General features: G+C 67.8%; 19 protein-coding genes and 1 pseudogene. 10 read left to right on the top strand and 10 right to left on the bottom strand.

The window, feature by feature from the left end; genetic code table 11:
- Window positions 1-90: 90 nt before the first annotated feature.
- The 7 genes from ACZ4SA_RS31485 to ngcE form a co-directional block, all read right to left on the bottom strand.
- The gene (locus ACZ4SA_RS31485; RefSeq protein ID WP_468281251.1) at window positions 91-1,377 is read right to left on the bottom strand and encodes a sugar ABC transporter permease; all 1,287 of its coding nucleotides are present in this window, start codon (window positions 1,375-1,377) and stop codon (window positions 91-93) included.
- Window positions 1,374-2,162 carry an ATP-binding cassette domain-containing protein gene (locus ACZ4SA_RS31480; protein ID WP_468281249.1) on the bottom strand — a complete coding sequence of 263 codons (789 nt, stop codon included), beginning with the start codon at window positions 2,160-2,162 and terminating at the stop codon, window positions 1,374-1,376. The genes ACZ4SA_RS31485 and ACZ4SA_RS31480 overlap by 4 nt, the downstream gene beginning before the upstream one ends.
- A gap of 282 nt (window positions 2,163-2,444) precedes the next feature.
- Complete coding sequence (locus ACZ4SA_RS31475; protein WP_468281256.1) at window positions 2,445-3,545, bottom strand: substrate-binding domain-containing protein; 1,101 nt, start codon at window positions 3,543-3,545, stop codon at window positions 2,445-2,447.
- 134 nt (window positions 3,546-3,679) lie between these two features.
- Window positions 3,680-4,888: an ROK family transcriptional regulator gene (locus tag ACZ4SA_RS31470; RefSeq protein ID WP_468281247.1), complete on the bottom strand. Its 1,209-nt coding sequence runs from the start codon at window positions 4,886-4,888 to the stop codon at window positions 3,680-3,682.
- 294 nt (window positions 4,889-5,182) lie between these two features.
- Entirely contained in the window at window positions 5,183-6,112 is a 930-nt protein-coding gene (locus tag ACZ4SA_RS31465) for a carbohydrate ABC transporter permease (RefSeq protein ID WP_468281245.1), read from the bottom strand.
- 2 nt (window positions 6,113-6,114) lie between these two features.
- Complete coding sequence (locus ACZ4SA_RS31460; protein WP_468281243.1) at window positions 6,115-7,056, bottom strand: carbohydrate ABC transporter permease; 942 nt, start codon at window positions 7,054-7,056, stop codon at window positions 6,115-6,117.
- A 49-nt stretch (window positions 7,057-7,105) separates the two neighbouring features.
- A complete protein-coding gene (gene ngcE / locus ACZ4SA_RS31455) occupies window positions 7,106-8,554 on the bottom strand; it encodes an N-acetylglucosamine/diacetylchitobiose ABC transporter substrate-binding protein (RefSeq protein ID WP_468281241.1) in 1,449 nt (482 codons plus the stop codon).
- A gap of 576 nt (window positions 8,555-9,130) precedes the next feature.
- On the opposite strand from ngcE, the gene ACZ4SA_RS31450 reads away from it, so the two are divergent.
- Both ACZ4SA_RS31450 and ACZ4SA_RS31445 read left to right on the top strand, forming a co-directional pair.
- A complete protein-coding gene (locus tag ACZ4SA_RS31450; RefSeq protein ID WP_468281239.1) occupies window positions 9,131-12,904 on the top strand; it encodes a GH92 family glycosyl hydrolase in 3,774 nt (1,257 codons plus the stop codon).
- The gene (locus ACZ4SA_RS31445; RefSeq protein ID WP_468281255.1) at window positions 12,793-13,119 is read left to right on the top strand and encodes a DUF397 domain-containing protein; all 327 of its coding nucleotides are present in this window, start codon (window positions 12,793-12,795) and stop codon (window positions 13,117-13,119) included. Before ACZ4SA_RS31450 ends, ACZ4SA_RS31445 begins: the two co-directional genes overlap by 112 nt.
- A 99-nt stretch (window positions 13,120-13,218) precedes the next feature.
- On the opposite strand, the gene acnA is transcribed toward ACZ4SA_RS31445, so the two are convergent.
- On the bottom strand, window positions 13,219-15,936 hold the full coding sequence (gene acnA / locus ACZ4SA_RS31440; protein ID WP_468281237.1) for an aconitate hydratase AcnA: 2,718 nt from the start codon (window positions 15,934-15,936) through the stop codon (window positions 13,219-13,221).
- 293 nt (window positions 15,937-16,229) lie between these two features.
- On the opposite strand from acnA, the gene ACZ4SA_RS31435 reads away from it, so the two are divergent.
- The 4 genes from ACZ4SA_RS31435 (at window position 16,230) to ACZ4SA_RS31420 (ending at window position 20,513) form a co-directional block, all read left to right on the top strand.
- On the top strand, window positions 16,230-16,982 hold the full coding sequence (locus tag ACZ4SA_RS31435; RefSeq protein WP_468281235.1) for a TnsA-like heteromeric transposase endonuclease subunit: 753 nt from the start codon (window positions 16,230-16,232) through the stop codon (window positions 16,980-16,982).
- 356 nt (window positions 16,983-17,338) lie between these two features.
- Entirely contained in the window at window positions 17,339-18,853 is a 1,515-nt protein-coding gene (locus ACZ4SA_RS31430) for a Mu transposase C-terminal domain-containing protein (RefSeq protein WP_468281253.1), read from the top strand.
- Window positions 18,850-19,899 carry an ATP-binding protein gene (locus ACZ4SA_RS31425; protein ID WP_468281233.1) on the top strand — a complete coding sequence of 350 codons (1,050 nt, stop codon included), beginning with the start codon at window positions 18,850-18,852 and terminating at the stop codon, window positions 19,897-19,899. Before ACZ4SA_RS31430 ends, ACZ4SA_RS31425 begins: the two co-directional genes overlap by 4 nt.
- The gene (locus ACZ4SA_RS31420; protein WP_468281231.1) at window positions 19,896-20,513 is read left to right on the top strand and encodes a hypothetical protein; all 618 of its coding nucleotides are present in this window, start codon (window positions 19,896-19,898) and stop codon (window positions 20,511-20,513) included. The genes ACZ4SA_RS31425 and ACZ4SA_RS31420 overlap by 4 nt, the downstream gene beginning before the upstream one ends.
- Window positions 20,514-21,316: 803 nt before the next feature.
- Here ACZ4SA_RS31420 and ACZ4SA_RS31415 read toward each other — a convergent pair.
- Together ACZ4SA_RS31415 and ACZ4SA_RS31410 are read right to left on the bottom strand one after the other, a co-directional pair.
- Window positions 21,317-21,502: a hypothetical protein gene (locus tag ACZ4SA_RS31415; RefSeq protein WP_468281229.1), complete on the bottom strand. Its 186-nt coding sequence runs from the start codon at window positions 21,500-21,502 to the stop codon at window positions 21,317-21,319.
- 288 nt (window positions 21,503-21,790) lie between these two features.
- Entirely contained in the window at window positions 21,791-22,081 is a 291-nt protein-coding gene (locus tag ACZ4SA_RS31410) for a hypothetical protein (RefSeq protein ID WP_468281227.1), read from the bottom strand.
- A gap of 441 nt (window positions 22,082-22,522) precedes the next feature.
- Here ACZ4SA_RS31410 and ACZ4SA_RS31405 point away from each other — a divergent pair.
- The 4 genes and pseudogenes from ACZ4SA_RS31405 to ACZ4SA_RS31390 form a co-directional block, all read left to right on the top strand.
- A pseudogene (locus tag ACZ4SA_RS31405) lies at window positions 22,523-23,077 on the top strand (TnsA-like heteromeric transposase endonuclease subunit); the annotation flags it as partial.
- 201 nt (window positions 23,078-23,278) lie between these two features.
- Window positions 23,279-24,220 (top strand): hypothetical protein, encoded by a 942-nt coding sequence (locus ACZ4SA_RS31400; protein WP_468281258.1) that lies wholly within the window; start codon window positions 23,279-23,281, stop codon window positions 24,218-24,220.
- A gap of 226 nt (window positions 24,221-24,446) precedes the next feature.
- Window positions 24,447-25,040 (top strand): hypothetical protein, encoded by a 594-nt coding sequence (locus tag ACZ4SA_RS31395; protein WP_468281226.1) that lies wholly within the window; start codon window positions 24,447-24,449, stop codon window positions 25,038-25,040.
- Between the two features lie 170 nt (window positions 25,041-25,210).
- A complete protein-coding gene (locus tag ACZ4SA_RS31390) occupies window positions 25,211-26,089 on the top strand; it encodes an aminoglycoside phosphotransferase family protein (RefSeq protein ID WP_468281224.1) in 879 nt (292 codons plus the stop codon).
- The last annotated feature ends 17 nt before the right edge of the window (window positions 26,090-26,106 follow it).

Raw genomic sequence — 26,106 nt, 5'->3', positions numbered from 1 at the left:
GCGATCGCGAGGGTGTCCAACTCTGTCTTCACACACTGACGTTGGACGCCCTCGTCCCATGCGCGCAGCCGATCCCTTGGAATCGATCATCTAGGCGCGACCTGCGGTCCTCTGGGTCTTGCGGGTGATCGAGTCGATCACCACGGTAGCCAGCAGAACACCGCCGGTGATCATGTAGACCACCGGGGTCCTGATGCCCTCCAGCGCCAGGCCGTACTGGATGGAGACGATCACCATCGCACCGAGCAGCGCGTTCCAGGTGCGGCCCCGGCCACCGAAGAGGCTGGTGCCGCCGATGACGGCCGCCGCGATGACGTTCATCAGCAGTTCACCGGCGCCGGCGCTCTGGTTGGCCGCCGCGATCTTGGACGCCCAGAACAGACCGCCGACGGCCGCGAAGAAGCCCGCGATGGAGAAGACGGAGATCCGCACGGCGGTGACGTTGATGCCGGCGCGCCGCGAGGCCTCGACGCTGCCGCCGAGGGCGAAGATCTTGCGGCCGTAGGAGGTGCGGCGGAGCACGAAGTCCGTGATGACCAGGGCTGCGAGGAAGAGGACCAGGGCCAGCGGCAGACCGCGGTACTGGTTGAAGACGGCCGCGGCCGCGAAGGCCACGATGCCGAGCAGCACCGTGCGCAGCAGTGTGTCGGAGAGCGGCCGGGACGGCACACCCGCGGCGTCACGGCGGCGGTTGTCGAAGAACGACGAGAGGAAGAACACGGCCACGGCGGCCGCGGCGAGGCCGTAGGCGGCCGCCACGTCGGAGAAGAAGTACGTGGTCATGCGACCGACCACACCCTCCGAGTCCAGGTTGATCGTGCCCGTGTCACCGAGCAGCTGGAGCATGAAGCCCTGCCAGAACAGCAGGCCCGCCAGGGTGACGGCGAAGGCGGGGGCGCCGATCCTGGCGAAGAAGAAGCCGTGCAGGGCGCCGATGACCGCACCGCCGGCGAGGGCGATGAGGACGGCGAGCCACTCGTTCATGCCGTTGGTGACGCTCAGGACGGCCGCGAGGGCGCCGGAGACACCGCTGACAGCGCCGACGGACAGGTCGATCTCGCCGAGCAGCAGCACGAAGATGATGCCGACGGCCATCATGCCGGTGCCGACCATCGTGACCGAGATGTCGGTGAGGTTCTTCGCCGAGAGGAACTGCGAGTTCATGCTCTGGAAGATGACGGCGATGATGATCAGGCCGATGACGACCGGGATGGACCCCAGGTCACCGGCGTGCATCTTCCGCTTGAACTCCGACCAGTAGCCCTTGACGCCCTGCTCGCGCACCAGCAGCCGCGGGTCGACGGCCGTGAGCGCGTCGTGCGCGGCGTCCGGGTTGACGACCGGCGCGTCGGTGGTGGAGGTCTTTTCCGTAGTCACTTCTGAACCTCCGCGTTGCGCGCCGCACGGCGGGTCACGGCATTGTCCGTGGCACCGGTGATGGCGGAGATGATCTCTTCCTGCGAGGTCGACTTGACGTCGAAGATCCCGTTGTTGCGGCCCAGTCGCAGTACCGCGACCTTGTCGGCGACGGCCTTGACGTCGGCCATGTTGTGGCTGATCAGGATCACGGCGTGGCCGCGTTCCCGCAGCCGCTCCACCAGGTCGAGCACCTGTGCGGTCTGCTCGACACCGAGGGCGGCGGTGGGCTCGTCGAGGATGACGAGCTTGGGCTCGCCGAGCATCGAACGGGCGATGGCCACGGTCTGGCGCTGACCGCCGGACAGCGAGGCAATCGGAATACGGACACTGGGGATGCGGATCGAGAGCGTCTTGAGGAGCTCCAGAGCCCGGCGCTCCATCTCGACCTCGTCCAGCACGCCGCGCTTGTGCAGCTCCCGGCCCAGGTAGAGGTTGCCGACGACATCGATGTTGTCGCAGAGCGCGAGGTCCTGGTAGACGGTCGCGATGCCGAGGCTCTGGGCGTCGTGCGGCCGGTTGATCGACACGCCCTTGCCCTCCCATTCGATGGCGCCTTCATCGATGGGATGCACGCCGGCGATCGTCTTGACCAGCGTGGACTTTCCGGCGCCGTTGTCGCCTACGAGTGCGACCACCTCACCGGCGTGGACCTCAAGCTCTACGTCGGTGAGCGCCTGGACGGCACCGAACCGCTTGGAGACCCCTCGCAACGCCAACACGGGCGTAGCGGACACGTGAACCATCTCCTTCGCCGCCTGACCGGCGGGGATGCCGCACCGCCGGGGTGAGGCGGCGCGGAGGCTGAGCAGTATGGGTTGAAACTATGAAGAAACGCGCGAGCCTTCCGTCCGGTGCTCCGCCCCCCGGCGGGGGCTGGATGGGAGGGGCGGGACACCGGAGGGTTCATACGGGACGTCGTCGCCGCCCCGGCGGGACATCGATCCCGGCGGCGGGGGCTCGCGCGTCCCGGCGAGCATCCGGAGCGCCCCGATCGGACCCGGGGGCTCCGGCGAGCTCGAGCCGGCCTACTTCAGGCCGAGCTTGTCACACGCGGCCTGGAGCTTCGGAGTGCAGATCTCCTGGATCGTGTAGACGCCGTCCTTGACGACGGTCTCCTTGATGTTGTCCTGGGTCAGGGACACGACCGGGACGAGCACGGCCGGGACACCCTTGGTGGTGGGGCTGTCGACCGTTTCCTTGGCGATCGAGTCGAGCTTCTCACCCTTGGCGAGGGCCACGGCCATCTCGGCGGCGGCGGCCGCCTCGGGGGCGTACGGCTTGTAGACGCTCATGAACTGCTCACCCGCGACGATGCGCTGCACACCGGAGATCTCGGCGTCCTGGCCCGTCACCGGCGGGAGCGGGGAGACACCGGCGGCCTTGAGGGCGGTGATGATGCCGCCCGCCATGCCGTCGTTGGCGGAGTAGACGCCGACGATCTTGTCCTTGCCGAGGGCCGAGATCGACGCCTCCATGTTGGCGTTGGCGTTCTCCGGCTTCCACTCCTTGGTGTCGTACTCCTTGCCGATCTTCACCTTGCCGTCGAGCTCGGCGTGGGCGCCCTTCTTGAACAGCGCGGCGTTCGGGTCGGTGACCGAGCCGTTCATCATGACGATCTGGCCGTCCTTGGCCTTGTCGCCCAGGGCGTCCAGCAGGGCCTTGCCCTGCACCCGGCCGACCTCTTCGTTGTCGAAGGAGGTGTAGGCGTCGATCGGTCCTTCGGCGAGACGGTCGTAGGCGACGACCGGGATGCCGGCGTCCTTGGCCTTCTTCACGCTGTTGGCGATGGCCTTGGAGTCCACCGCGTCCAGGATCAGGGCGTCGACCTTGTTGGTGATCATGGTCTCGACCTGCTGGGACTGCTGAGTGGCGTCCTGCTTGGCGTTGGCGTAGACGACCTTCGCCTTGTCGTTCGTGAGCTCGCTGATCTTCTTCTCGATGAGCGGCTTGTCGAACTTCTCGTAACGAGCGGTCTGGTTCTCCGGAAGGAGCAGGCCGATCGTGATGTCGTCGCCCTTCTTGGCGCGCGACTCTTCGGCACTGTCGCCCGAGTCTCCTGCCTGGCCGCAGGCGGCCAGCGAAACAGCCATCGCGGAAGCGGCGAGAGCAACAGCGGCACGACGCAGATGTGCGTTCACGATGAGAAACCTCCCTGACGAGGCCGCGTCGCTGCGGCCGAGGTGGCTGGAAGTCAACTCGGCCCCGCAGCCACCGTCAAGGAGTAAATCCTTAACGAGACGACAACGGTGCCATTCGTTATCTAAGTGAAGGCGGGCGCGCCCACCGGCAACGCCCTGTCAAGCCCTTGCAAAAGCGTCGAATCGCCCATCTCGCTGAGTACGAGGGCCAGCGCTCCCAGTACCTCGGCGCGGCCGCCGAGGGCGCCCGGAGCCACCGAGAGCTGCCGCGCGGCGCTGGGGATGGCATAGCGCGAGACGGACTCGCGGATGGGTCCGAGTACCAACTCTCCAGCTTCCGCCAGATCGCCGCCGAGTACCACCCGGCTGGGGTTCAGGAGATTGCAGAGGTTCGCCACGCCGCTGCCGATGTGGCGCCCCACGTCGGCCACCACGCGGCGGCAGCCGGGGTCTCCCTCCCGGGCGAGCTGCACGACGCGCTCCATGGTCAGCTCCGCCCCGTGGCTGGACTGGAGCAGCGGGAGCACGTACCGGGCGGCGGCGAAGGTCTCCAGGCAGCCGCGGTTGCCGCAGCGGCAGACCGGGCCCGACTCGTCGAGCGTGATGTGCCCGATCTCGCCGGCCGTGCCGCCGGGTCCCCGGTAGATCTGTCCGTCTATCACGAGACCGGCGCCGACACCGCTGGCCACCTTGATGTACGCGAGGTCCTTGACCCCGCGGCCGCTGCCCCACACCAGCTCGCCGAGCGCGCCGAGGTTGGCGTCGTTGTCGACGTACACCGGCACGCCCAGACGGGCGGAGAGTTCCTTGCTGGGGTTGATGCCGGTCCAGCCCGGCAGGATCGCCGTGGAGCCGAGCGTCCCCGACTCCACGTCGATGGGGCCCGGCACGCCGAGCCCCACCCCGATCACCTTGCCCGGGCCGATGCCCGTCGCCTCGACCAGCCGGTTGACCAGCGCTTCCGCCCGGCCGAAGCCCTGGGCGGAGGACGCGTCCACATCGAGCGGCTCCGCCTCCTCCGCGAGCACCTGGTGGGCGAGGTTGCCGATGGCCACGCGCAGGTGGGTGTGGCCGAAGTCGACGCCGATCACGATGCCGGCGTCACCGCTGAGGGAGACGCTGCGGGCCCGCCGGCCGCCCGCCGAGGTCGGTGTCACCTCGACCGTGCCGCCGTCCTTCAACTCACGCACGATGTTGGAGACGGTGGCCGCGGAAAGGCCGGTGCTCCTCGCGATCTCCGCCTGCGTGAGCGAGCCGGCCATGCGCACGGCGCGCACGACCCGCTCGAGATTGGCCCGGTGCAGAGATGTCTGCGATCCCGGAGTCTCCATTGACCCATCCACTCCTGCCCCCGGTGGGCGGCACGACGGCCGCCCCCGGCCGGTGCACCCATGGCTCCGGCTTCTCTCCAACTTATGAACCCTAAGCTGACCCTTTTGGGGCTTATCCCGTCAAGACCTTGAGCGGGGTGAAACTCCGATGAGCGCCCGGCCACCCGGGGCTGACAGCTCGGGCGAGCGCGCAGCCACCCGGGGGCGAACCCCGGACCAGCGCGCAGCCACCACGGAAAACGCCCGTCCGCCGCGCTGCTGCGCGGCGGACGGGCGTCCCGGGAGCGGGGAGCGCTACTTGAGCGCCCCCGCCGTGAGCCCGGCGACCACCTGCCGCTGGAAGATGACGTACGCCGCGAGCACCGGGAGCATCGCCATCACCAGGCCGGCGAAGAGTCCCGACCAGTCGCCCTTGTAGCCCTGGCTCACCGCCAGCTGGACCAGGCCCTGGGAGAGCACCTTCTTGCTCTCGTCGGTGTTGAGCACCGTCGGCAGCATGTACTGGTTCCACTGGCCCAGGAAGTTGAAGATGCCGACGCTGATCAGCCCTGGCTTGGCCATCGGGAGCATCACCTGGAAGAAGGTCCGGGTGTGCGAGGCGCCGTCCATGAACGCCGCTTCCGCCACCGAGGTCGGCAGGGTGCGGAAGAAGGCGGTCAGGAAGAAGACGGTGAACGGCAGCGAGTAGGCGATGTAGACCAGGATCAGGCCGGGGATCGTGTTCAGCAGCGCCATGTTGTTCATGACGTAGAACAACGGGACCAGCGCCAGGATGATCGGGAAGCTCATCCCGCCGATGAAGAGGAAGTAGATGAAGCGGTTCCCGGGGAAGTCGAAGCGCGCGAGCACATAGGCCGCCATCGAGCCCAGCAGCAGCGTGCCGACCAGCGAGCCGCCGACCACCAGAACGGTGTTCAGGAAGTAGTCGCTCATGTGCGCCTCGGTCCAGGCGCGCGACCAGTTCTCGAAGTGCAGCCTGTCCGGCAGCGCCCAGGGCGAGGTGAAGATGGACCGGTCGTCCTTGAAGGACGTCATCACCGCCCACAGCAGCGGCATGACGACCATGAACGCCCAGAGGATCAGAATGCCGTGCGAGAAGGCATTGAGAACCCTGCCCTTGCCGCCGCTCCTGCGCGTCTGCGGTTCGGTGCCGGCCGTCTTGGCGACGGGACCTTCGCCGCCGCCTTCCGAGATGTCGACCGGAGGGGATTGTGTGGTCTTCATGGTCAGTACTCCAGCCGCTCGCGCCGGCCCAGCCGCATCACGACCGCCGCGAAGAGCAGCGTGACGATGAGCAGGGCGACACCGATCGTCGTTGCGTAGGCGGCCTGACCGTCACGGAAGGCCTTCTGGTACACGTACAGCGGCATCACGATGGTCGAGTAGTCGGGGCCGCCGCCGTTCGGGCCGACGGTCATGATCTGGACGACCGCGAAGGACTCGGCGCCGAGCGCCAGGATGCCCATGTACACCCAGCCGGACTGCACCGTGTCCCACAGCAACGGCAGGGTGATCTTGAAGAAGGTGGTGATGCGGCTCGCGCCGTCGAGCAGCGCGGCCTCGTAGAAATCGTTCGGGATGGAGGCCATTCCGGCGGAGAACAGCACCACGAAGAATCCGACGGTGCTCCAGATCAGGACCGCCATCACGCACCACAGGGCCAGATCGGGATCGCCCAGCCAGACCGGCTGGACGCTGTCCAGGCCGACGGCCTTGAGGGCCGAGTTGATCGCACCGCTGTTCGGGTTGTACGCGAACTGGAAGAGCAGAGCGACGATCGCGATCGAGAGCACCTGCGGGAAGAAGTACACGATCTTGTAGAACGATGATCCCCGGACACCGCTCACGGCGCCGGCGGCCTTGCCGTTCTTACGGTGCCGGCCGCCGACGTTGAGCATGAAGGCGAAGAACAGTGCCAGGCTGAGCGTCACCAGCGGCAGCAGCAGTGCGAAGGTCAGGCTGTGTTGCAGCGACTTCCAGAAGATGTCGTCCTCCAGCATTCTGCTGAAGTTGCCGAAGCCGACCATCTCGAAGTCGGGGCTCAGTCCCGTCCAGTCCGTGAACGAGTAGTAGATGGCCTGGATGAACGGCCAGATGACGAAGAGGGCATACAACGCCAGGGGCATGGCCAGGAACCCCACGATGAAACGGTACTTGCCGTGCTGCATGCCTACCGACCCCGATCCTGTCGTCGCAGCCGCCGCTGGTGACGCGTGCTCACTGGTGCTTGTAGTGCTTGATGGAGTCGTCCTTGGCGGCCTCGTCGGCGAAGGCCTGGATCTTCTTGATCGCCTCGGTCGGGGTGAGGCGGCCCGCCATCATCTCGCCGAGACCGGCCACGCCGATCTTCTCCTTCTGGAGGGCGACGTACCAGTCCTGGATACGCGGGTTCACCACGTTCTCGCCCGCCTTCTCGAGCGCGGCGACACCCGACTTCAGACCCGGCGTCAGCTCGATGCCGTCGGTGCCTCCGTTGAACGCCGTCAGCGACTTGACCTGTGAGGTGAAGTTCTTCGAGGACGCCTCGCTGAGCATGATCCGCAGCTGCTCCATGCCGCCGTCCGGGTTCTTGGCCTTCGCCGGGACGATGAAGGGCTCACCGCCGGACGCCCACATGGTGCCGAACGGCATCTTGTCCGAGCTGTCGATGCCGCTGGGCGCGGAGACCGCGAGGTTGAAGTCCTTCGGCATGGTCTTCGCCGCCTCGTTCTCCACCCAGGAGCCGTTGGGGATGAAGAGCGCCTTGCCCTCGGTCCAGGCGGTCTGGGACTGGATGTGGTCCAGGCCCGGGGTGCCCTTGAGGATGTAGCCCTTCTTGTGGAGCTCGTAGTAGGCCTCGAAGCAGGCCTTGACGGCCGGGTGCTTCCAGGCGCCCGGCTCGAGGTTGTCGATGGCGTCGAGGACCTCGCGGCCGCCGACCTTGGCGATCATCGGGTAGAGCGAGAAGGGGATGTAGTACGGGTGCTTCCCCGCGTACGTCCAGCCGGCGATGCCCTTCTTCTTGGCCTTCTCGCAGACGGCCAGCATCTCGTCCCATGTCTCCGGGTACGTGGCGTCGAGGCTGTCCAGGGCCTTCTGGGAGTACCACACGCCGTACACGGTGTAGGCGTAGTAGAAGATCCAGACGGGGTCGCCGTCGAACTGGCCCATCTCGACGATGCCGGGGCGCAGCGTGTCGCGGACCTTCTGGTTCGGGTCGTCGACCGACGGGGCGTCGAGCAGCGGGGTGAGGTCGGCGAGCTGCTTCTTGCCGACCAGGACGCCCATGTCCATCTGCTCTGCGCCGGAGTTGTCGATCAGGTCCGGCGGGCTGCCCTGGTTGAAGCGCGGCTGCAGGACGGACTGGATCTTCTGCGTCGCGGAGAACTTGACCTCGGGGGCCTTGGGGAAGTTCTTCTGGTAGACCGCGATGGCGTCCTTGGCGTACTGCGTGCCGAAACCGCCGTCGAAGATGACGACTTCCAGCTGAGCCGTGTCATTGACGCCGAGCGGGTTCTTGGCGGTCTTCTCGCCCTTCTCGACCTTTTTGTCCGCGCCGCCGTCGCCGCTCGCGCAGGCGGACAGGAAGCTCATCGTCGGAATCGTGAGCAGGCCGAGCGCGGCAGAACGCTTGATCAGCGCGCGACGGCCGACACCCTCGTTGTTGTGGGCGGAGGTGGATCCCATGCTCAAGTCCTCGCCTTCTCCAGGACTCAGGCGGTGTACCGGTCGCCCGTACCTTCTCGCCTCAGGCGAAGGGCCCCGCCACCGCGTTCAGTTGCTGTGTTTCCCGAAGGGAAACTCAATTGGAAGCTTGGAGCGTGCACGGCTGACAGCGGGAACGGTGTTTCTGCGGTCGGCGGCCACGTGCTCGGCACGCGTCCGTCACCCCCGTCCCCCCTGGCCCGCAGTCATGTGGAACAGCTATGCGGACCCGACAGGTATAGTCCACTTCCGACCGTGCGAGCAAGATCAAATGCAAGGTTGGGTGGCCATCTTTCCCGAGTTGAGACCTCGCGGACGCATGAGCCCCGAAAGCGCGCTTACGGCCACAGCACTGCTCGCGGATCGCCCGATTCCGTCCGTGCCACTCCGTCAACACCCTTGACACCGTATGACACTTGCCTCCCTACTGGAGCCTGCGCCTTACGTCTGACAACGTTGTCCAACCTGACTTCCCCTGGAGGAAGACCCGGGATGCAGCCCAGAACGAGACCCCGGCCCAGACAATTTCGGGCGGTCACCCTCGTGGTGACCGCTTCCATGCTCGTGTTGACGGCCCCTTCCGCCGCCGTCGCCCTGCCCTCGGAGCCCGGCCAGAAGCCCTCGGCAGACCAGGAATTCAGGTCGTCCTTCGAATCGGACGAAGCCCAGCCGGACTGGCGTAATGCCGTAGAAGTCGGCACCGACGGAAAGAAGCGGTCATCGGGCGTCGATGGCGACTTCTCCAGCGGAATTCCGGGCAACGTCACCGACAAAGTGATCGAGTTGCGCGCCAGCGGCGAGAACACCGGCGGGGGTGAGACCAAGGAGAACCTCGTCGATCTGCTGTCCACCAGCAAGTGGCTGGCCTTCGAGCCGACCGCCTGGATCGAGTTCGACACGGACGCGCCCGTCAAGGTCGCCACCTACGCGATGACGTCGGCCAACGACCACGCCGAGCGCGACCCCAGGGACTGGACGCTCAAGGGCTCCACCGACGGCAGGACGTGGACGGTTCTCGACTCCCGCTCGGGCGAGGCGTTCGCCAAGCGCTTCGAGACGAAGACGTACGACATCGGCTCGCCCTCCGAGGTGAGCGCGTACGCCCACTTCCGGCTGGAGATCACCAAGAACAACGGCGCCTCCGACGCCACCCAGCTGGCGGACGTCCAGTTCTCAGGCGGTGACACCAGCACGCCCGTCGCCGACGACATGCGCTCCCAGGTCGACCGCGGCCCGAGCGGCTCGCCCACGGCCAAGGCGGGCGCCGGCTTCACCGGCAGGCGCGCCCTGAAGTACGCGGGCAACCACAAGCCCGACGGCCGGGCCTACTCGTACAACAAGGTCTTCGACGTCGACGTGGCCGTGCGCCGGGACACCGAGCTGTCGTACAAGGTCTTCCCCGCCATGGCGGAGACAGATCTGAACTACCCCGCGACCAACGTCTCCCTCGACCTCGCCTTCACCGACGGCACCTACCTCAGCGACCTGCGCGCCACCGACTCGCACGGCGGGCTGCTCACGCCCGATGGCCAGGGAGCCGCCAAGCGGCTCTACGTCAACCAGTGGAACGCCGTCGCCTCCGGCATCGGCGCGGTCGCCTCCGGCAAGACGGTCGACCGGATCCTGGTGGCGTACGACTCGTCCAAGGGCCCGGCGAAGTTCCAGGGCTGGATCGACGACGTCACGATCGCTCCCAAGGCGCCCGAGAAGAGGCTCGCCCATCTCTCGGACTACGCCTCCACGACCCGGGGCACCAACTCCAGCGGCTCGTTCTCGCGGGGCAACACCTTCCCCGCCACCGCCGTGCCGCACGGCTTCAACTTCTGGACACCGGTCACCAACTCCGGGTCCAAGAGCTGGCTGTACGAATACGCCCGCGGCAACAACGCGGACAACCTGCCGACCGTGCAGGCCTTCAGCACCAGCCATGAACCGAGCCCGTGGATGGGCGACCGGCAGACCTTCCAGGTGATGCCGTCCGCGGCGGCCGGCGTCCCGGACACCTCGCGCACGGCAAGGGCCCTGCCCTTCCGGCACACGAACGAGACCGCCCGTCCGCACCACTACGGCGTCACCTTCGAGAACGGCCTCAAGGCCGAGATGACGCCCACCGACCATGCGGCGATGATGCGATTCACCTACCCCGGTGACGACGCGAGCGTCATCTTCGACAACGTCACCCAGGAGGGCGGCCTCACCCTCGACCCGGCGACGCGCTCCTTCACCGGGTACTCGGACGTCAAGAGCGGTCTGTCCACGGGCGCCACGCGACTGTTCGTGTACGGCGTCTTCGACGCGCCGGTGACCGACTCGGCCTCCGAAGGCGTCACCGGCCGGCTCCGCTTCGACGCCGGCAAGGACCGCACCGTCACGCTGCGGATCGCGACCTCGCTGATCAGCGTCGACCAGGCCAGGAAGAACCTTGCCGACGAGATCCCGGCCGGCACCCGCTTCGAGCGCGTGCGCGGCAAGGCGCAGGACGCCTGGGACGACATCCTGGGCAAGGTCGAGGTCGAGGGCGCCAGCCGCGACCAGCTGACCACGCTCTACTCGAGCCTGTACCGGCTGTACCTCTACCCGAACTCGGGCTTCGAGAACACCGGGACCAAGGCGCGCCCGAAGTACCGGTACGCGAGCCCGTTCTCGCCGATGGCGGGCCCCGACACCCCGGCCCGTACCGGCGCGAAGATCGTCGACGGCAAGGTGTACGTCAACAACGGCTTCTGGGACACGTACCGCACGACCTGGCCCGCGTACTCCTTCCTCACCCCGAAGAAGGCGGGCGAGCTGGTCGACGGCTTTGTCCAGCAGTACAAGGACGGCGGCTGGATCTCCCGCTGGTCCTCCCCCGGTTACGCGGACCTGATGACCGGCACCAGCTCGGACGTGGCCTTCGCCGACGCGCACGTCAAGGGGGTCGACTTCGACGCGGAGGCGGCGTACGAGGCGGCGCTGAAGAACGCGACGGTCGTGCCGCCGTCGTCCGGCGTGGGACGCAAGGGCATGGAGACCTCGCCGTTCCTCGGCTACGCCTCCACCTCCACCCATGAGGGCCTGTCGTGGTCGCTGGAGGGCTACCTGAACGACTACGGGCTGGCCGAGATGGGCCAGTCGCTCTACAAGACGACGAAGAAGGAGCGCTACAAGGAGGAGTCCGAGTACTTCCGGAACCGGGCCCGTAACTACGTCACCCTCTTCGACTCGAAGGCCGGCTTCTTCCAGGGCCGGAACCTGAAGGGCGACTGGCGGGTCGAGAGCTCGAAGTACGACCCGCGGGTGTGGGGTTACGACTACACGGAGACCAACGGCTGGGGCTACGCCTTCACCGCCCCGCAGGACAGCCGCGGCCTCGCCAACCTCTACGGTGGCCGCGCCGGCCTCGGCGATAAGCTCGACACCTACTTCTCCACCCCCGAGACCGCGGGGCACGAGTTCGTCGGCTCGTACGGAGGCGTCATCCACGAGATGACGGAGGCGCGTGACGTACGAATGGGCATGTACGGCCACTCCAACCAGGTCGCCCACCACGCCACCTACATGTACAACGCCGCCTCCCGGCCGTGGAAGACGCAGGAGAAGGTGCGCGAGGTCCTCTCCCGCCTCTACACCGGCAGCGAGATCGGCCAGGGCTACCACGGCGACGAGGACAACGGCGAGCAGTCGGCGTGGTATCTCTTCTCCGCCCTCGGCTTCTACCCGCTGGTGATGGGCAGCGGCGAGTACGCCATCGGCTCGCCGCTGTTCACCAAGGCGACGGTGCACCTGGGGAAGGGCCGCAAGCTGGTCGTCAAGGCCCCGAAGAACAGCGCGAAGAACATCTACGTGCAGGGCCTGAAGGTCAACGGCAAGAAGTGGAACTCCACGGCCCTGCCGCACGAGACCGTGGCCAAGGGCGGCACCCTGGAGTTCGCGATGGGGCCGAAGCCCTCCGCCTGGGGCACGGGCAAGGACGCCGCGCCCGTTTCCATCACGAAGGACGACAAGGCGCCCGCGCCGCACCGCGACGTGCTCCCCGCGGACGGTCCGCTCTTCGACAACACCTCGGGCACGTCGGCCGCGTTCACCTCGGTCGACCTGCCGGCCGCTGCGGCGGCGGAAGCCGTGCAGTACACGCTCACCTCGGCTGCGAAGGACGAGGCTCCCTCGGGCTGGGTGCTGCAGGGTTCCGCCGACGGGACGTCGTGGACGGACCTGGACAAGCGGTCGGGCGAGTCCTTCGACTGGGACAGGCAGACCCGCGTGTTCAGCGTGGCGGAGCCGGGCTCGTACCCGCACTACCGGCTGGTCTCCACGGACGAGGCGACGCTCGCGGAGGTGGAACTGATCGGCTGACGGCGGCCGTCCGCACAGCCGGCCGCACCGATGCCGGCTCGTGGCGGAAGTCGTCCTACAGCGACGGAACCGGCGGCAGCTGCGTCGAGGTCGCGGACGGGTTCCCCGGTGTGCTGCCGGTGCGGGACAGCAAGGTGCCCGACGGGCCCGCCCTGTTCTTCTGCCGGGCGGGCTGGGGCGCCTTCGTCACCACCGTCCGGCACGACGGGTTCTGACGCGCCGCACCGGGCCGTCGGCCACGCCGAAGGGGCCGCACTCCTGTGCAGGGAGTGCGGCCCCTTGGCGTTGCGCTCAGTCCGTCAGCCGCTTGGCCGTCAGCCGCGGATCAGGTTGCGCAGCACGTACTGCATGATGCCGCCGTTGCGGTAGTAGTCCGCCTCGCCCGGGGTGTCGATACGGACGACCGCGTCGAACTCCACACCGTTGTCGGTGCTGACCTTGACCGTGCGCGGCGTGGTGCCGTCGTTCAGCTCGGTGACGCCGGAGAAGGAGAAGGTCTCCTCACCGGTCAGGCCGAGGGACTCGGCCGAGGCGCCCTCCGGGAACTGGAGCGGCAGGACGCCCATACCGATGAGGTTCGAGCGGTGGATGCGCTCGTACGACTCGGCGATGACGGCCTTGACGCCGAGGAGCGCGGTGCCCTTGGCGGCCCAGTCGCGGGACGAGCCGGAGCCGTACTCCTTGCCGGCCAGGATCACCAGCGGGATGCCTGCGGCCTGGTAGTTCTGCGAGGCGTCGTAGATGAACGACACGGGGCCGTCCGCCTGCGTGAAGTCGCGGGTGAAGCCGCCCTCGGTGCCCGGCGCGATCTGGTTGCGCAGGCGGATGTTGGCGAACGTGCCGCGGATCATGACCTCGTGGTTGCCGCGGCGCGAGCCGTAGCTGTTGAAGTCGCGGCGCTCGACGCCGTGCTCCGTGAGGTACTTGCCAGCCGGGGTGTCGGCCTTGATCGCACCGGCCGGGGAGATGTGGTCGGTGGTGACCGAGTCGCCGAGCTTGGCCAGCACACGGGCGCCGGAGATGTCGGAGACCGGGGTGGTCTCCATCGTCATGCCCTCGAAGTAAGGGGGCTTGCGCACGTAGGTGGACTGCGGGTCCCACTCGAAGGTGTTGCCGGTCGGGATCGGCAGCGCCTGCCACTGGGCGTCGCCCGCGAAGACGTCGGAGTAGGACTTGTTGAACATGTCCTCGCCGATCGCGTTGGCGACGACGTCGTTGACCTCGGCCTCGGTCGGCCAGATGTCCTGCAGGTGGACCGGCTTGCCCTCGGTGTCGACTCCGAGCGCGTCCTTGGTGATGTCCACCTTCATCGAGCCGGCGAGGGCGTATGCGACGACCAGCGGCGGGGACGCAAGGTAGTTCATCTTGACGTCGGGGTTGATCCGGCCCTCGAAGTTGCGGTTGCCGGAGAGCACCGAGGTGACGGCCAGGTCGTGGTCGTTGACGGCCTTGGAGACCTCCTCCGGCAGCGGGCCGGAGTTGCCGATGCAGGTGGTGCACCCGTAACCGACGAGGTTGAAGCCGACCTTGTCCAGGTACGGCGTCAGACCGGCCTTGTCGAAGTAGTCCGTGACGACCTTCGAGCCCGGGGCGAGCGTGGTCTTGACCCACGGCTTGCGGGTCAGGCCCTTCTCGACCGCCTTCTTGGCCACCAGCGCGGCGGCGACCATGACGTACGGGTTCGAGGTGTTGGTGCAGGAGGTGATCGCGGCGACGGTGACGGCGCCGTGGTCGATCTCGTACGTCGAACCGTCGGGGGCGGTCACGGTGACCGGCTTCGACGGGGCGCCGTTCGGGGTGTTGGCCGGGGAGTCGGAGGCCGGGAAGGACTCCTTGCCCGCCTCGTCCACGTCGTCCACGTAGTTGCGTACGTCCTGGGCGAACTGCTCGGCGGCGTTCGCGAGGACGATGCGGTCCTGCGGGCGCTTCGGGCCGGCGATCGAGGGGACGACCGTGGAGAGGTCCAGCTCGAGCTTCTCGGAGAAGTCGGGCTCGGCGGCCGGGTCGAGCCAGAGGCCCTGCTCCTTGGCGTACGCCTCGACGAGCGCGACCTGCTGCTCGGAACGGCCGGTCAGCTTCAGGTAGTTCAGGGTCTCGCCGTCGATCGGGAAGATCGCGGCGGTGGAGCCGAACTCCGGCGACATGTTGCCGATGGTGGCGCGGTTGGCGAGGGAGGTGGCGGCGACGCCCTCACCGTAGAACTCGACGAACTTGCCGACGACGCCGTGCTTGCGCAGCATCTCGGTGATCGTGAGGACCAGGTCGGTGGCGGTGGTGCCGGGCTTGAGCTCACCGGTCAGCTTGAAGCCGACGACGCGCGGGATGAGCATGGAGACCGGCTGGCCGAGCATCGCGGCCTCGGCCTCGATGCCGCCGACGCCCCAGCCGAGCACACCGAGGCCGTTGACCATGGTGGTGTGCGAGTCGGTGCCGACGAGGGTGTCGGGGTACGCCTGGCCGCCTCGGACCATGACGGTACGGGCCAGGTGCTCGATGTTCACCTGGTGGACGATTCCGGTGCCGGGCGGGACGACCTTGAACTCGTCGAAGGCGGTCTGGCCCCAGCGCAGGAACTGGTAGCGCTCCTTGTTGCGGCCGTACTCCAGCTCGACGTTCTGGCCGAACGCCTCCGCGGTGCCGAACTTGTCGGCGATGACGGAGTGGTCGATGACCAGCTCGGCCGGGGCCAGCGGGTTGATCTTCGCCGGGTCGCCGCCGAGCTCCTTGACGGCCTCGCGCATGGTGGCGAGGTCGACGACACAGGGAACACCGGTGAAGTCCTGCATGATCACGCGGGCCGGCGTGAACTGGATCTCCTGGCTGGGCCGGGCCTGGGAGTCCCACCCGCCGAGCGCCCGGATGTGGTCGGCGGTGATGTTCGCGCCGTCCTCGGTGCGGAGCAGGTTCTCCAGCAGGACCTTGAGGCTGTAGGGGAGGCGCGCGGCGCCTTCGACCTTGTCCAGCCTGAAGATCTCGTAAGACTCGTCGCCCACGCGCAGCGTGCTGCGGGCGTCGAAGCTGTTCGCCGACACGACAGTCTCCTTCATCAATGTGCGCGTACTACCTCAATGCTGCCGCCACGGCTCCTCGCCGATCCGCTAAGGTAAGGCTTAGTTAGGCAACCCTTACCGATTGGCGGCTTGCGGTACGCCTTCGGCAGATATCTCGATGTCGAGATAACTCTAGTACATGACCGCTGCGGGGTCATGCCCGGACACCCGTTGACCGCTCTCATCCAATCGAGGCGTTTACTCACCGAACCCAGTCGTTCGGCCTTCCGTCTCAGTGAACCTAGTCGTGCGGGCAATCGCACTGGGGGTTCTGGGTGGCCGTACCGACTGGGGTGGATCTTGCAGGTCTGTACGTCGAGCTGTCGTACGTGGACGCGGTAGGCGAGCGACAGCGACGTCCGCTGCTGGACTGTGCGACGGCCCGTTTCGAGGACGTAGGGCCGGTGCGGCCGTTTCGGTGGTCGCGTGGTGAGCGTCACTTCTCGGGCTGGTACTGGGCGGCGACGACCGGGCAGCATGTCGGCTTCGAGTCCTGGCTGGAACGGGACCGGCTCCTGCTCATGGACTTCGACCCGAAGGTGACGGGGATCGCCTCGCAGCCCTTCTGGCTGCACTGGCACGACGGGCTTCGGGAGCGTCGGCACGCTCCGGACTACTTCGTGCGCCGCGTGGACGGCTCGGCGGTGGTGATCGATGTCCGCGCGGACAAGCGGATCGAGCCGAAGGACGTGGAGGCGTTCGAGGCGACACGGGTTGCCTGCACCCAGACGGGATGGGCATTCAGGCGGGTCGGAGTCCCGGAGCCGGTGTTGCTGGCGAATGTCCGGTGGCTGTCGCGCTACCGGCACCCACGGTGCCTGCACCGCACGGCTGCGGATCGCCTGCGGGAGATCTTCGCGACGCCGGGGCCTCTGCTGCCCGGGGCCGACGCGGCGGGTGACCGGCTCGCGGCGCTGCCCGCGCTGTTCCATCTGCTCTGGCGCCAGGAACTGGTCACCGAGGACCTGTCGGTCCAGTTGCTGGGCCCTCGCACGGTGGTGGGCCTGGTTGGAAGGGGCGCCCGTTGAACGGGCAGAGGCGGAGGGTCCCGCCCACCGCGCGGCTCGCGGAGTTCCCTGAGACAGCAGCTGAACAGGCACTTTGGTGGGAGGGTCACATCCTGGAGGTGCTGCACGGGCTGCCGCCGGGAGCCTCCGATGAGGCAGCGCCTCGGGCGGAGTTCGACCCGAGGCTGCATTCGTTGGCTGAGCGCGAGCGGGCCAAGGCGGCCGAGTTGACGGCGGCCGGGCAGAAGGTGACGGCCAGCGGCATCAAGCAGCGGCGCCAGCGCTACCAGCGTGACGGATTGGTCGGCCTGGCCGACGGCCGGTCGGCCAAGCAGATGCCGGCCTTCGGGAAGGTCGATGCGGCGGTGGTGGAGGCGATGCGGCAGGCGATCGACGAGACGGCCGAGGACTCGTCGAAGACGATCGGATTCATCGTCTGGCGGGTCAAGGAGATCCTGACCGGCAGCGAGGATGCCGCCGGGGTCGAGGTTCCCTCGCGGGCCACTCTCTACCGGCTCTACAGCAAGCTGGCGACCGGCACTCACGCGACGGGATCGGCGAGTACACGCCGGTCGGTCAAGGCACGGCCGCCCGGCCCGTTCGGAGAACTTCCGGCCAGTGCGCCGGGCGAGCTGATGCAGATCGACTCGACCCCGCTGGATGTGCTGGTGCGTCTGGACGACGGGATTGCGGAGAAGGTCGAGCTGACAGCGATGGTCGACATCGCGACGCGGTCGATCACCGCGGCGGTGCTGCGGCCGACGACCAAGGCTGCGGACGCGTCCGCGCTGCTGGCCCGCAGCGTCACCCCGGAGGCGATGCGGCCAGGCTGGTCAGAGGCCCTGCGCATGTCCCGTTCGGTGCTGCCGCATCGGCGGCTGCTGGCCTTGGATGAGCGCTTGGAGCACGCGGCGGCACGGCCGGTGATCGTGCCGGAGACGATCGTCTGCGACCACGGCAAGGTGTTCGTCTCCCGGAACTTCCGGGCCTCCTGCCGCTACCTGGGCGTCAATCTGCAACCGGCCCACAAGGCGACGCCGACCGACAAAGGCACGATCGAGAAGACTCTGGGCTCGGTGGCCACGCTGTTCGCTCAGTTCGTCGTGGGCTACACCGGCTCGACCACGGACCGCCGCGGCAGGAAGCTGGAGGACGGGCCGCTCTGGACTCTCCCCGAACTCCAGAACCTGCTCGATGAATGGGTCATCGCCGTCTGGCAGAACAGGCCCCATAACGGGCTGCGTGATCCGCAGGCGCCCAGGCGGGCGTTCTCCCCGAACGAGAAGTACGCGATGCTGCTTCAGTCCTGCGGCTACGTCCCGGCTCCGCTGAACGGCGAGGACTACGTCGAGTTGCTGCCCGAACGTTGGCAGGCGATCAACAGCTACGGCATCCGGATCAAGCACCGCACCTACGACGACGGCGAGCTGGGCCCCTTGCGCCGCCAGCACTCCGGGGTGATGGAGAAGAAGGGCTTGTGGGAGATCCACCACGACCCCTACGACATCTCCCGCATCTGGGTACGCGACCGCCGACGCGGCCGGTGGATCACCGTCTTCTGGAAGCACCTGCGCCACGTTGGTGTCCCGTTCGGGGAACTGGCCTGGGACCACGCCTGCGAGCAGGTCCCCGGCGGCACGGAGGAACAGATCGCGGATGCCGCCGCTGCCCTGCTGCGACGAGCCCATGACGGCCCCACTGCGGGGAAGGGTTCTGGGGCGAAGCGGTCCCGGCGCGTCGCCGCACGGACCCGGGCCACCGTCTCTGACCGGCCGGTCCCGGATCCGCCCGCTGCCGAAGCTGTTCAGGAAGATCAGACGGACACCGAGATGGCCGAGGTCATCCCGCTGGGCCTCTTCGACCCGCTCGCGAACCCTTGGAGGCGTCCGTGACCATCTCCGAACCGGCGGGCCGGCATGCCGCTCTGCACGATTCCGATGCCGAGGCCACCCGGCAGTTGACCACCCTGGACGGGTGGCGGAGGTTCGCTGCCGGCCCTCCAGCGCCTCCGGTCCTCTTGGCTCCCGCCGAGTTGGACAAGCTCTCTGCCGCCCAGCGGGCGCTCTATGACGAAGACCGGCTCGATCATCACGCCCGCATGTTGGTGGTTGCCACCTCATTCGTCGAGAAGACGGTGGTCTGCGGCCGACGGCTGGTCCTGCTCAACCGGCACGCGATCAGCGCCCGCCGCGGCCTGATGGTCTCCGGGCTGCCCGGCACGGGAAAGACCAGCGCGATCACCCAGCTCGGGCTCGCCCACGAACTCCTCGACCGGGCCCGCCACCCGAACGTCACCGACCGCATCCCGGTGCTCTACATCACCGTCCCGCCTGCGGCGACCGCCCGCATGGTCGCCGCCGAGTTCGCACGCTTCCTGGGGCTGCCGGTCCGAGGCAGGTCGAACATGACCGACATCATCGAAGCCGTGGTCGGCGTCTGCACGGACACCCGCACCGGCCTGGTCCTCGTCGACGAGATCCACAACATCTCGCAGGTCACACGGACCGGCGCCGAGGTCTCCGACACCTTGAAGTACTTCTCCGAGCGCATCCCAGCGACGTTCGTCTATGCGGGCATCAACCTCGAAACCAGTGAGCTTCTGGCCGGCACCAGGGGCGCCCAGATCTCGGGCCGCTTCACTCTGGTCCCCACGCGGCCGTTTCCCTACGGCGAGGAGTGGAAGGCCTTGGTCGCGACGCTGGAGAGGACCCTGCTGCTGCACGATCACCCGCCGGGAAGCCTGACCAAGCTGGACCGCTACCTCCACAACCGGGCCGACGGCATGATCGGAGCGCTGTCCCATGCCATCCGAGGGGCAGCGATCGACGCGATCCTCAGCGGCACCGAACGCGTGACCAAGAAAGCGATCGACGCGATTCCCCTGGACCACGCTGCGGAGACCACCCGGAAGCCGCTGAAGAAGGCGGCCACGCAATGACCGAAGGACGGCTGGCCCGGCTGCCCGTCCAGGTCGCACCGCGGCTCGGAGAGGAAACCGACTCCTTCATCCGACGCCTGGCCCGCGCCAACCACCTCAAGCCCAGCTACCTGCACGGATACCTCTGCGGCCCGCCGTTCTGGTTCGGCAAGCCCCAACTGGACCGGCTCGCCGATGCCACCGGCCGGTCTCCTCATGCGCTGGAGCGAGCCCTCTCCGACGCCAGCTCGCCCCGAGGCCGCGTCAAGCCCAACCCCCGATACCCCGGCAAAGAACCGTTCCCCGGCAGCAGCGAACTCTGCTTCCTCATCTCCGATGACGCCCGCGACGGCACCATGACCATCCGCGCGCTCGCCGAGCGCTACCAGGTCCCACGGTGGACAGTCCGGCTCGTGCTGGACACAGCACGGCCAGCCGCTCGCGATGTGAAGTTCCGCAAGGATCCGGTCATGGTCCCCGTCATCCGCCTGGTCGACGACATGCTCGCCCGAGGGGTTCGCGGCAGAGCCATCTGGGCCGAGCTGATGGACGAACACGACTACTCCGTGTCCTACTCGTCCCTGCTCTACTACGTTCACCGCGGCCGTCACATGAAGCGCGGGCGGCAGCCATGAGAGAGCAAGCCCCTCATGCACCCAGCCACTTGACTACGCTGCCCATCCAGATCCGGCCCATTGCCGGCGAGGGACCCATGTCGTTCATCGAACGCCTCGCCGCAGCCAATCATCTCAAGCCCAGACATCTGCGGACCTATCTATGCGAACCTCCCTTGCATCGGGGACGTCCCACATGGGAGCGCTTGGCTGCCGCGAGCGGCCGCGAACCCGCTGACCTGCGGAAGATCCTGGACGCCGCCCAGTGCCCAGAGTGCGGGCGCCCCTTCCCGGCCACCCGAGCGGGCCAGAGAAGACGGTGGTGCTCTTCAGCCTGCCGGGAGAGGAGCCAGCACAGATGGAACTACCGGGAGGACCGGGTGGCCCTCTGCGAAACGTGCGGCAAGAAGATGACCATCGCAGCACGCGGCCCAACGCCCATGTGGTGTTCACCAACCTGCTGCCAGGCAGGTCGCCGGACACGCAGGCAGAGCGACACGGAAGTCGCTCAAAAGCCCGCATGCGCAGCATGCGGCACCCTGTTCACCAAAGCGCAACAGCGCAATCCGACTCGCCGTTGGTGCTCAAGAAGCTGCAGGAACTGGGCATACACCCAGCGCAAGCGCCCCGAAGAATCAGCCCCTTCAACCCCTCCACCGAGGCTGAAGCAGCCGACGAACTGCCCCGTCTGCTCGACTCCCCTCAAGCACAAGGGCAGCGGACCTCGACGCCTGACATGTTCTACGACCTGCCGCCAGGAGGCACTCCGCCTGCGCAAACAGGCTCCGCTCGGCAGCGAGATCAGCCCGGCGCAGCAGGCCCACTCAATCCACAGTCCGCGAGGCGACCGCGTCAATCCCGGATGCCCGCAGCTTGCGGGCCAGGAGCTCCATCTCGGGCAGCGTCCCTGAGTACTGTCCGCTGAGGACCTGCTCCAGCACGGCCTTGACGCCGTCCAGGCCGATGCCGAGTTCCGCCCGCAGCACGCGCATAACGGTGGCGTTGCTCACCGGCCCGCTCACGCGCAACCTCGCGCACCCGTGCTCGGAGAGCAGTCGGCTACGCATTTCATCCGACAGGTCACCGCCACAAACGGCCAGAGCGAACCCGCAGGTCGAACACGTCGACTCAACATCCCACCGCAGCGTCTCGCCCACCAGCGCCTGGACTCCGCACCACTCTGCCTCGGCACCGCACCCCTGGCACACAGCGAAGTACCTGATGGACTCGACCAAGATCGACTTTTCCACAATCACCCCTCACCAGAGAAGAGGTCGAGCGGCAAGTCGAACGTCTTCTCAGTACTCACGGATCCTTGACCACCACCAGCCGCCCATCCTGAAGGCGTTCACCGGCCCAGGATTCGGCAGGGTGCGACGCTCGAACTCATCGTCGATACGAGCAATCAGTCGGCCGAGATCTCGCCGGGCACCACGCGGGAGGTGAAGCATGACCTCTTCCAGATCATCGCGGGCATACTCCACCTCCAGACCGGGCTGCCAGACCTGGGATGCATTCAGATACCGGCCGGGTTGCCTGAACGCCCACTCGAAACGGGCGAGCGCGTCAGCAACTGCACCAGGCCACATCCGCTCATCCTCGACGCGGCGGACAGCTGCACGAGTCCTCGCGGAAACGCCCCGGATCCGCCGAACTACAACGTGTCTGCGAGGCCGCCACCGCTCATCACGGACGGCCTTCGGACGCCTACGCGGCATCGACCTTTCTCTTCAACATGCCGCCATCCTGCCACGAACGCAGCCGGCTCAGCACGCACGATCGAGCCCCCGCCATCCTGGGGTGCTCTTGCTGGTTGAAACCGACGCAGCCAATCGGTGCCTCACGAAGCCGTCTCACCCAATCCAGTCCACGCAGGTCCATGCGATCCCGGCGACTAACTTCACTGAGACAGGACACCCGTGAGCGGCCTCCGCTGTCCCCTGTCATCCAATCGAGGCGTTTGACAGCGAACCCAGTCGTTTGGGCTTCCTTGCCAGCCAACCTAGTCGTCTGAAGGAGACGCGCTGGGGGTGCTGGGTGGCTGTACCGGCTGGGGTGGAGTCCGCGGGGCCGTGCGTCGAGCTGTCGTACATGAGCCCCGTACGCGAGCGGGTACGGCGTCCGATGCTGGATTGCGTGACGGCCCGGTTCGAGGACGCTCCTCCAGTCCGTCCGTTTCGCTGGTCGCGGGGCGAGCGTCACTTTTCGGGGTGGTACTAGCCGCGACGACCGGGCGGCACGTCGGTTTCGAGTCGTGGCTGGAGCGCGACCGGCTCGTGCTGATGAACTTCGATCCTTCGGTGGTCGGGATCGGCTCTCAGCCGTTCTGGCTGCACTGGCACGACGGCGAGCGTGAGCGGCGGCACGCCCCGGACTACTTCCTGCGCCGCGCGGACAGCTCGGCCGTGGTGGTCGATGTTCGCGCCGACGACCGGATCGCGCCGAAGGACACCGAGGCGTTCACGGTGACGCGCCTGGCCTGCGCCCAGGCCGGCTGGGGCTTCGAGCAGGTCGGGGTGCCGAAGCCGGTGCTGCTGGCGAACGTGCGGTGGCTCTCGCGCTACCGGCACCCTCGCTGCAGGCTCAGCCCGGCCGCGGACCGGTTGCTGGAGGTCTTCGCGGAGCCGGGCCCCGCTGCTGGCCGGGGCCGATACCGCCGGGGACCGGTTCGCGACGCTCCCTGCGCTGTTCCACCTGCTCTGGCGCCGGGAACTGGTCACCTCGGGTCTGGAAGAGGAACTTCTGGGGCCGCGCACGGTCGTGAGCCTGCCCGGCGGAGGTGCAGGATGACGGACGGCAGGCGGCGGGTTCCACCGACGTCGCGGCTCGCGGAGTTTCCCAAGAGTGTTGCCGACCAGGCTCTTTGGTGGGAGAAGCACATTCTGGAGGTGCTGCACGGGCTGGCGCCGGATGCTCCCCGGGGGTCGGTGCCGCGTCCGGAGTTCGACCCGGTCCGGCACTCGCTGGCGGAACGCGAGCGGGCCAAGGCAGCCGAGCTGACGGCGGCCGGACATCCGATGACGGCCAGCGGCATCAAGCAGCGACGCCAGCGCTATCAGCACGATGGGCTGGTCGGGCTGGCCGACGGCCGGTCGGCCAAGCAGATGCCCGCCTTCGGCCGGGTCGCCCCAGCGGTGGTCGAGGCGATGCGGCAGGTGATCGCCGAGACGGCCGATGCGTCGTCGAGGACGATCGGTTTCATCGTCTGGCGGACCAGGCAGCTCCTGGAGTCCCGTGAGGACGGCGGCGAGATCAAGGTGCCTTCTGAGCGCACGCTCTACCGGTTGTTCGACAAGCTGGCCGCCGGGACACATGCGACCGGTTCCGCGACTACACGACGATCGGTGCATGCACGTCCGTCCGGCCCGTTCGGAGAGGTGCCGGCCGGATGCGCCGTCCGTGAAGCGGCCGCTTCAATACCTGATGCCCGCAGCTTGCGGGCCAGGAGCTCCATCTCGGGCAGCGTCCCTGAGTACTGCCCGGCCAGGACCTGCTCCAGCACGGCCTTAACGCCGTCCAGGCCGATGCCGAGCTCCGCCCGCAGCACTCTCATGATGCTGGCATTCCTCACCGGCGGGCTTACCCGCAACCTTGCCCGCCCGCGCTCGGAGAGCAGTCGCCTACGCATTCCCTCCGGCAGGTCACCGCCACAAACAGCCACGACGAACCCACAGGTCGGACACGTCGACTCGACATCCCACCGCAGCGTCTCGCCCACCAGCGCCTGAACGCCGCACCACTCTGCCTCGGCACCGCATCCCTGGCACACAGCGGAGTACCTGATGGACTCGACCAAGATCGACTTTTCCACATTCCCCCCTCAACAGAGAAGAGGTTAAGCGGCAAGCCGAACGTCTTCCGGGACGCCCATGCTCACATCGGACAGGTGAATTCGCATCGACTTGGGACGCTGCGCGAGAGATCCTCGACGCGAACCGCACCGAGGAGACAGGCTTGATCACGGAGTACCAGCAGCGGCTACGGGAGCGCTACCTTGCCGCCCCCGTTATGCCAGCCCCGACGCCCTGGCAACCGGTCCTGGACCGCAGGACACCCATCGGGGGCCTGCTCGGCATCGGCTTCGCAGTCCACCCGGACACCGGACACGACCTCGTCATGGTCGTATCCAGCGACGGACACGGACTCTTCGATGCTGTCACCGGCGAGAAGATCGCACGCGATCACGATCCCGATCCCGCCACCAGCACCCCCGACGCACACCCGGACCTCACCTGCCCCGGCCTCGGTCCAATCGCCGGCACCCCGGTCCGCATCGCCGGCCTCTTCGGCGGCGGTCTACACAGCACCACTCCGGACGGTTGGACGCTGGACACCGTCAGTCCCGAATGGCCTCACGACCGCGTCATCCTCTCCGCCGACGGCGGAGCACACAAGGGACCGGCTGGAGGCACCTGGTGGCACGTCTTCCACTCCGATTACTCGGAACTGCGCGCTGCCGGTTTTTCCCCGTCCGGCCTCACCTTGGCAGTCGCCACCAGCAGCGACCTCGCTCTCTGGACCCGACCGGAACTCCACATCGAGGACTGAGCGCGCTTGAGACGGCCCGGGCGCGCTCGGGCACCTTGACATCCAAGCTAGTCCGCCCAGGTCAGACAGTCTGCAACGACTGAGTTGGATGTCAAAGGACACCCGTGAGCGGCCTCCGCGGACCCGATAATCCTTTGACGCGCGATGCGGCGTGCCGCTTGGCTCGCGGGATGCCATCCGACCGGCCCGACCGCACCGGCGTCGACACGGGCGTGGTGAGCTCGCTGCTCGCCGCACAGTTCCCGCAGTGGGCGCAGTTGCCCGTCACGGCGATCGACTCCGCGGGCACCTCCAACGACATGTACCGGCTCGGGGACGACATGGTCGTCCGGCTCCCCCGCACCGACGGCTCGGCGGACGACGTGGCGAAGGAGCACCGGTGGCTGCCGCGGCTCGCCCCGGCGCTTCCGGCCGCCGTCCCCGAACCGCTGGGCCAGGGCAGCCCGGCGGAGTCCTTCCCCCGGCCGTGGTCGGTCTATCGGTGGCTCGAGGGCGAGAACCCCGCCGTCGGGCGCATCCCGCAACCCGGTCCGCTCGCACGGGACCTCGCGGAGTTCGCCGTGGCGCTGCACCGGATCGATCCCGCGGGCGGGCCGGCCTCCTACCGGGGCGGACGACTCTCCGCGAGGGACGCCGTCACACGCGAGGCGCTCATACATCTCGACGTGATCGTCGACGCCGACCGTGCGCTCGCCGTGTGGGAGGCGGCGCTCGCGGCGCCCGCCTGGAACGGCCCTGACGTGTGGATCCACGCGGACCTGCAGCCCGGGAACCTGCTGATCGACAGCCGTGGGCGGCTGAGTGCCGTCATCGACTTCGGCTGCCTGGGCCTGGGCGAGCCCGCCGTCGACATGATCGCGGCATGGTACGTGATTCCGGCCGGGGCCCGGGACGTCTTCCGTGCCGCCGTCGGGGCCGACGACGCCACATGGGCGCGGGGGCGCGGCTGGGCCCTGTCGGTCGCGCTGCTGGAGCTCCAGCACCACCGGGAGACGAACCCGCGCATGGCCGACATCGCGCGGCACGTCATCGCCGAGGTACTGGGCTGACGACCGGTCGCGCGGCG

The sequence above is a fragment of the Streptomyces sp. NPDC027962 genome, from assembly GCF_055566095.1.
This window is presented reverse-complemented; position numbering and strand designations above follow the sequence as displayed.

What these genes read in the sequence shown, in the direction of transcription:
- ACZ4SA_RS31480 (WP_468281249.1), bottom strand. Translation starts at nt 2,162, where the DNA reads ATGGTTCACGTGTCCGCTACGCCCGTGTTGGCGTTGCGAGGGGTCTCC.
- ACZ4SA_RS31470 (WP_468281247.1), bottom strand. Translation starts at nt 4,888, where the DNA reads ATGGAGACTCCGGGATCGCAGACATCTCTGCACCGGGCCAATCTCGAG.
- ACZ4SA_RS31465 (WP_468281245.1), bottom strand. Translation starts at nt 6,112, where the DNA reads ATGAAGACCACACAATCCCCTCCGGTCGACATCTCGGAAGGCGGCGGC.
- ACZ4SA_RS31460 (WP_468281243.1), bottom strand. Translation starts at nt 7,056, where the DNA reads ATGCAGCACGGCAAGTACCGTTTCATCGTGGGGTTCCTGGCCATGCCC.
- ngcE (WP_468281241.1), bottom strand. Translation starts at nt 8,554, where the DNA reads ATGGGATCCACCTCCGCCCACAACAACGAGGGTGTCGGCCGTCGCGCG.
- ACZ4SA_RS31450 (WP_468281239.1), top strand. Translation starts at nt 9,131, where the DNA reads ATGCTCGTGTTGACGGCCCCTTCCGCCGCCGTCGCCCTGCCCTCGGAG.
- ACZ4SA_RS31430 (WP_468281253.1), top strand. Translation starts at nt 17,339, where the DNA reads ATGCGGCAGGCGATCGACGAGACGGCCGAGGACTCGTCGAAGACGATC.
- ACZ4SA_RS31420 (WP_468281231.1), top strand. Translation starts at nt 19,896, where the DNA reads ATGACCGAAGGACGGCTGGCCCGGCTGCCCGTCCAGGTCGCACCGCGG.
- ACZ4SA_RS31410 (WP_468281227.1), bottom strand. Translation starts at nt 22,081, where the DNA reads ATGTGGCCTGGTGCAGTTGCTGACGCGCTCGCCCGTTTCGAGTGGGCG.
- ACZ4SA_RS31400 (WP_468281258.1), top strand. Translation starts at nt 23,279, where the DNA reads ATGACGGACGGCAGGCGGCGGGTTCCACCGACGTCGCGGCTCGCGGAG.
- ACZ4SA_RS31390 (WP_468281224.1), top strand. Translation starts at nt 25,211, where the DNA reads ATGCCATCCGACCGGCCCGACCGCACCGGCGTCGACACGGGCGTGGTG.